The organism is Paraburkholderia sp., assembly GCF_035501035.1.
GTDB lineage: Bacteria > Pseudomonadota > Gammaproteobacteria > Burkholderiales > Burkholderiaceae > Paraburkholderia.
In genome coordinates, this window is sequence record NZ_DATJWR010000098.1 from 1 (window position 1) to 6,085 (window position 6,085).

General features: G+C 63.1%; 6 protein-coding genes. 4 read left to right on the forward strand and 2 right to left on the reverse strand.

The window, feature by feature from the left end:
• Nucleotides 1-649, forward strand: a 649-nt coding sequence (locus VMJ11_RS07345) for an NAD(P)/FAD-dependent oxidoreductase (protein WP_325618422.1), incomplete at its 5' end; no start/stop codon positions are given.
• A gap of 234 nt (nt 650-883) precedes the next feature.
• On the opposite strand, the gene VMJ11_RS07350 is transcribed toward VMJ11_RS07345, so the two are convergent.
• Entirely contained in the window at nt 884-1,456 is a 573-nt protein-coding gene (locus VMJ11_RS07350; protein WP_325618424.1) for a phasin family protein, read from the reverse strand.
• Between the two features lie 719 nt (nt 1,457-2,175).
• Between VMJ11_RS07350 and pbpG the strand changes: the two genes are divergently transcribed.
• A complete protein-coding gene (pbpG, locus tag VMJ11_RS07355; protein WP_325618426.1) occupies nt 2,176-3,369 on the forward strand; it encodes a D-alanyl-D-alanine endopeptidase in 1,194 nt (397 codons plus the stop codon).
• Between the two features lie 111 nt (nt 3,370-3,480).
• Here the strand turns inward: pbpG and VMJ11_RS07360 are convergent, their stop codons facing one another.
• A complete protein-coding gene (locus VMJ11_RS07360) occupies nt 3,481-4,281 on the reverse strand; it encodes an IclR family transcriptional regulator (RefSeq protein WP_325618428.1) in 801 nt (266 codons plus the stop codon).
• 189 nt (nt 4,282-4,470) lie between these two features.
• On the opposite strand from VMJ11_RS07360, the gene VMJ11_RS07365 reads away from it, so the two are divergent.
• The gene (locus VMJ11_RS07365; protein WP_325618430.1) at nt 4,471-5,193 is read left to right on the forward strand and encodes a (Fe-S)-binding protein; all 723 of its coding nucleotides are present in this window, start codon (nt 4,471-4,473) and stop codon (nt 5,191-5,193) included.
• Nucleotides 5,194-5,264: 71 nt separating this feature from the next.
• Nucleotides 5,265-6,085, forward strand: an 821-nt coding sequence (locus VMJ11_RS07370; protein ID WP_325618432.1) for an LUD domain-containing protein, incomplete at its 3' end; no start/stop codon positions are given.

A 6,085-nucleotide genomic window follows, 5' to 3' on the forward strand; every position in this document is an offset into this window, starting at 1 on the left:
GCCGGCCGAGGCGCAGCGCTACGACCTCGTGCTCGTCGCCGTGGGCCGCTCGCCCAATGGCAAGAAGATCGGCGCGGACAAGGCCGGTGTGGCTGTGACCGATCGTGGCTTCATCGAAGTCGACAAGCAGATGCGCACCAACGTGCCGCACATCTTCGCGATCGGCGATGTCGTCGGCCAGCCGATGCTCGCGCACAAGGCCGTGCATGAAGGGCACGTGGCGGCGGAAGCGGCGCACGGCGAGAAGGCGTACTTCGACGCGCTGCAGATCCCGTCGGTGGCCTATACCGATCCGGAAGTGGCGTGGGCTGGCAAGACCGAAGACCAGTGCAAGGCCGAAGGCATCAAGTACGGCAAGGCAGTGTTCCCGTGGGCCGCTTCGGGCCGCGCGATCGCCAATGGCCGCGACGAGGGCTTCACGAAGCTGATCTTCGACGAAGAGACGCATCGCGTGATTGGCGGCGGCATCGTCGGCCTGAACGCGGGCGACCTCATCAGCGAAGTCTGCCTCGCCGTGGAAATGGGCGCGGATGCCACTGACATCGGCAAGACGATTCACCCGCACCCGACGCTGGGCGAATCGATCGGTATGGCAGCCGAGCTGTACGAGGGCGTGTGTACCGATCTGCCGCCGCAAAAGAAGAAGTAACGTCGCGCCGCGCCGCTGCTGTTTGCGGCGCGCACGAAGAAACGGCGCACTCCGCGAGGAGTGCGCCGTTTGCTTTTGGGTAACGCGGAGCGTGGCGAGAGGCGCCGGAGCGTAAAAAAGATTCCCGGTCGGCGACCGGGCAAGTGGCATGCCGGGGGGCGGCATGCCGGAGCGTCAGGTCCGGCGCGGGGCGCGAAACTGCTTAAGCGCGCGCCCCGATTCAACCGGCAACGTTCAGACGGTTTTCTTGGCCGAAGCGGCAGCTGAGCGCGACGCCTGGGCGGCAGCCTTGCTCGCGGCGGCGGTGGCGGCGTTGAAGTTGCTTTCGGCCATTTCCACGGCCTGCTTCGTGGCCTTGTGGACCGTTTCGTAGGTCGTGTTCGCGGCGTTGATGGCCGACTTGATCACGGCGACTGCGGTTTCCGAGCCGGCCGGCGCGTTCTTCGCGACGTTGTCGACGAGCGATTGGACCTTGCGGTTCTGCTCTTCGTAGTGGGCCTCGGCGACCTTCGCAAACTCAGCCTGGGTGGCCGAGGCGATTTCGTACACATGACGGCCGTACGACAGCAGCTTTTCGGTAAGCGGCTGGGTATAACTCGTTTGCAGCGCCAGGAATTCCTGCGCGTCCTTCACCGACAGTGCGCGCTGGGCGTGTTCCTGCGATTCCGCCAGATTCGAGCGGACGGCCTGAAGATTCAATTCGACGAGCTTCTCCACGCCTTCGAATGCCTTGCCGGTGAGACCGAACACGGTTTCGAGGTTGGCTTTCTGTGCAGCGACGAATTGCTCAGGGGTCAGCAGACTCATGGTTTACGCTCCTGGATGGTTGGCGGCCTTCTTGGGTCGCCTGGAGTAAGTGGCAAGGCGGCTGGTGTTCTGTTGCGCGCTTTGTGCGTCGCAGCATTGACTCGATTTTAGGATGCTGCCAAAGAAAGTCAAGCATCTTTTGGTGCGTCGCACAAACTTAATAATTTATTATTAAACAAACACTTATGTTGTGTGCATAAAGTTTCTACGACAAAGTTTGGAAGCGCCCGTTGCACCGGGCTTCAGCCCGTTCAGGCGACCGCCCTGGCAGGGCAGGCCAAGCGCGAGATCGCGGCTTCTGGCAAGATGTTGAAGGGATTCGATGAACGTACTTGAGGGATTTTGCCGAGTGCGTCCACCGGATTCCTACGTGGAACGTTAGAGATCCATTGCTGTCGAACGCGCGTCGCGCGGTACGGCGGCCACTGGTGGTCAGACAATCTCAACCGTATTTGCCCTCAATCAAGTTTTGTACGATCCACGCCGTTAACGCAGCGAGCGCGCCTTGCATGCATCGCAAACGTTCTCGACAAACGGCGTCGCGGTGAGGGGAGCGGCTTTTCGATTGTCTATCCCCATTGAATGCGGGAAGTGCATTGACCTGCTCAATCGAAGGTCATACTTCGGTTTAATGAGCGCCGATAAGTGCTTCAATTTGCGAATTTTTCGTGGCTTTACTACACTTGGCGAACGATCCCGCCGCTCCATCAAGAACACCAATGAAATCCGACAAGTTCCTGTCGCTCTCACTGCTGCCGTCGTCGGTTGTCAGCACCGCGTTGTCGGTCGCCGTGTCCGTCGCGATCAGTGCGACGTTCGTGGCGCCTGTGAGCGCCTTTGCTGCGTCGCAAGACGCTACCCCGGCGAAAACGGCCAACGCGAAAAAGGTCACCAAGAAGGCGGCGAAGGCCGAGCCGGCACCGGCAAAGGTGGCCAAAAAGGCGGGCGCGGCGCGTACCACCGCGGCTGCGGCTGCGAAGGACGACGATGCGCGTCCGGTCGCGAAAAAGCGCCGCGTCTCCTACACGATGAACGGCCGCCATCACACAGCGGTGCGCCGTGTCGCGTTCGAGCCGCGCCAGCCGACCGTGGGCCAGGCGTTCGGGCTGCATGAAACGCCGGACTCGTTGATGCTGCGCTCCGGCGTTGCATATGTGGTCGACCAAAACACGCTCGAGCCGCTTTTCGACAAAAACTCGCGCGCCGTGGTGCCGATCGCCTCGATCTCGAAGCTCATGACCGCGATGGTCGTGCTCGACTCGAAGGCCTCGCTCTCGGAGCCGATCGAAGTGACGGACGAAGACCGCGACTACGAGAAGAACACCGGTTCGCGCCTCTCGGTGGGGTCGGTGCTCTCGCGCGAGGACATGCTGCACATTGCGCTGATGGCGTCGGAAAACCGCGCGGCGGCGGCGCTCTCGCGCTATTACCCGGGCGGCCGTCCGGCGTTCATCGCAGCGATGAACGCAAAGGCCAAGCAACTCGGCATGACCGATACGCACTTCGAGAATTCCACGGGCCTCACGAGCCACAACGTTTCGACCGCGCGTGACCTCGTGAAGATGGTGAACGCGGCTTACCAGTACCCACTCATCCGTCAGTTCTCGACCGACCGCAGCTACGACGTGTTCACCGGCAAGCGCAATCTCGCCTACAACAGCACGAACGCGCTGGTCCGCAATGCATCGTGGGACATCGGCCTGCAGAAGACGGGCTTCATCAACGAAGCGGGCGAGTGTCTCGTCATGCAAACGACGATCCACAATCGTCCGATGATCATGGTGCTGCTCGACTCGAGCGGAAAGTACTCGCGCTTCGCCGATGCGACGCGTGTGCGCACGTGGCTCGACAACGGCGGCGCCGACCAGCAGCCGCACATCACGAGCGCGGATGCAGGCGGCCCAGGCACCTGAGGCTGCGCGGCGAGATCCGGGTTTCCGGTTTCGTGATGACAAACGCCCCGTAATTGCGGGGCGTTTTGCTTTCGGGAGCGTATGTCTGTTGGGCCGTAACGCGCTGTGGTCTCAAGCCGGCTGCACGCTGCCTTCGGCGGGCTCCGGATGGTACCCGAGCGACTCCGATATGGTGAGTGCCGTCTTGCTCAACTGGCCGAGCCAGGAATCCTGCAAGCGATCGGCGGGCGCGGAGAGCGAAAGGCCCGCCACGAGCTTGCCGGTGTCGTCGTAGATGCCTGCGGCAATGCACCGCACGCCCAGTTCGAGCTCTTCGTTGTCGCGTGCGCAGAATTGCTGGCGCACATGCGCGAGCTCACGCTCGAGACGCCCGAGGTCGGTGATGCTATTGCGCGTGTGGCCGGAAAGGCCGGTGCGCGTGGCGTAGGCGCGCACGCGGTTCGCTTCGTCGGCGGCGAGAAACAGCTTGCCGACCGATGTGAGGTGCAGCGGCGCGCGGCCGCCGATGGCGCGCACCACCTGCATGCCGGAGCGCTCGGAATAAGCTCGCTCTATATAAACGATCTCGTCGCCCTGGCGCACGGAGAGATTGACCGTCTGGCCTGTCAGCCGGTGCAGTTCGCGCATCGGCGTGAGCGCTGCATCGCGCACCGAAAGGCGCGCCTTGACGAGATTGCCTAGTTCGAGCAGACGCATGCCGAGCCGGTAGGTGCCGGGGTCGGAGCGATCGACGAGACGGCAGCTCACCATGTCGTTCAGGATGCGGTGCGCGGTTGAAGGGTGCAGTTCGGTGCGCTGCGCAAGCTCCTTCAGGCTGACTGGGTCGCTGTGTGCAGCCAGCGCGTCCAGCAGGCGCATCATGCGCTCGATCACCTGAATCGAGGTCTTCGGATCTGGATGGGTCTCGCTCATGGGTTCCGATTCGCTTGACGCGTGAGACAGAAAATTCATTGTATCTCGTATGGTGAAAAAAGTAAGCGTTTGACGGGACTCGGGCGCTGCACTGCGGCATCGTGGTCGAGGCGCGGGGAGGAACACGCGCGCGTTGGTGACGGCAGCGAAACAGCGGATAATCGGGGACGGTTTTCACGAGGAGTCCCCATGCGAGTCGGTTTGTTCGTCACCTGTCTCATCGACACGATGCGTCCTGAAATCGGCTTTTCGACGCTCAAGCTGCTCGAAGAGGCCGGCTATGAGGTCGTCGTGCCGCCTGCGCAAACCTGTTGCGGCCAGCCGGCGTACAACTCTGGCGAGCGCGCGCTCGCGCGCGATCTCGCGGAAAAGACGCTGCGTGAATTCGAACAGTTCGACTACGTCGTGGTGCCCTCGGGTTCGTGCGGCGGCATGATCCGCGTGCACTATGGCGACTTGTTCCGCGACGATCCCGAATTGATGGGGCGCTACGGCAAGTTGCGCGAGCGTGTCTACGAGCTGACGGACTTCCTGGTCAATGTCGCGAAGGTCACGCTGCCGCAAGGCGCGTTCAGCGGGCCCGTGACGTACCACGACTCGTGCTCCGGCCTGCGCGAGCTTGGCGTGAAGGCACAGCCGCGTGCGCTGCTCGCCCAGCGCGGCGTCGAGGTTCGCGAGATGAAGGACTGCGAGCGCTGCTGCGGCTTCGGCGGCACCTTTGCCGTGAAGTACGGTGCGATCTCGACGGCCATTGCCGACGAAAAGTGTGCGAACGTTCAGGCGAGCGGGGCGGGCGCCGTCGTGCTCGGCGACCTTGGTTGCATCCTGAACATCGAAGGACGCTTGCGGCGCACTGGCGACACCACCACGCGTGTGCTGCACATCGCCCAGGTGCTGGCCGGCGACGTTTGACGCGCCACCCGCTGCCACCGCGCTTCTTCGCCCGGAATCTGTCGAACACCGTTCAACCTCGCCCCGACGCCATGCAAGTTCAATCGATGCAGTTCAAGGCGCGCGCCGGCCAGAAGCTGGCCGACCAGCGTCTTCAGGAAAACCTCAAGAAGCTCTCGACGAAGTTCGTCTCGGCGCGCGCCGAGGCCATCACCGCAATCGACTTTCCGGCCACGCGCGCGGCGCTCAAGGCTCGCCGCAACCGGGCGCTGGAAAATCTCGATGTCTGGCTCGAACAGTTCGAGACCGAGGCGACGCGGCGCGGCGTGACCGTGCTTTACGCAGAAACCGCGCGCGACGCCGCGCAGCTGGTCGCGGACATCGCCCGCCGGCACGACGTGCGCAAGGTCATCAAGACGAAGTCGATGGTCTCGGAGGAAATGCGGCTGAACACGGTGCTCGCGGAGATGGGCGTGCAGTCCATCGAGACCGATCTCGGGGAGTACATCCTGCAGATCAACGACAACGAGCCGCCCAGCCACATCATTGCGCCCGTCGTGCACAAGGACAAGGACGAGATCGCCGATCTCTTCGCGAAGACACACGGCAAGCCGCGCCTGACCGAAATCCCCGACATGACGCGCGAGGCGCGCGAAGTGCTGCGTCCGCACTTTCTCTCGGCGGACATGGGCGTGACGGGCGGCAACTTCCTCGTTGCGGAAACGGGCTCGGTCGTGCTGGTGACGAACGAGGGCAATGAGGGCATGTGTACCGTGATGCCCCGCGTGCATGTGGCGGTCACCGGCATCGAGAAGGTGCTGCCGACGCTCGACGATCTCGCCACGGCGATGCGTCTGCTGCCGCGCTCGGCCACCGGGCAGACCACTTCGAATTACTTCTCGGTGCTGACCGG

Excerpts from the sequence above, each read along its gene's own strand:
- VMJ11_RS07350 (WP_325618424.1), bottom strand. The coding sequence starts at position 1,456 with ATGAGTCTGCTGACCCCTGAGCAATTCGTCGCTGCACAGAAAGCCAAC.
- pbpG (WP_325618426.1), top strand. The coding sequence starts at position 2,176 with ATGAAATCCGACAAGTTCCTGTCGCTCTCACTGCTGCCGTCGTCGGTT.
- VMJ11_RS07360 (WP_325618428.1), bottom strand. The coding sequence starts at position 4,281 with ATGAGCGAGACCCATCCAGATCCGAAGACCTCGATTCAGGTGATCGAG.
- VMJ11_RS07365 (WP_325618430.1), top strand. The coding sequence starts at position 4,471 with ATGCGAGTCGGTTTGTTCGTCACCTGTCTCATCGACACGATGCGTCCT.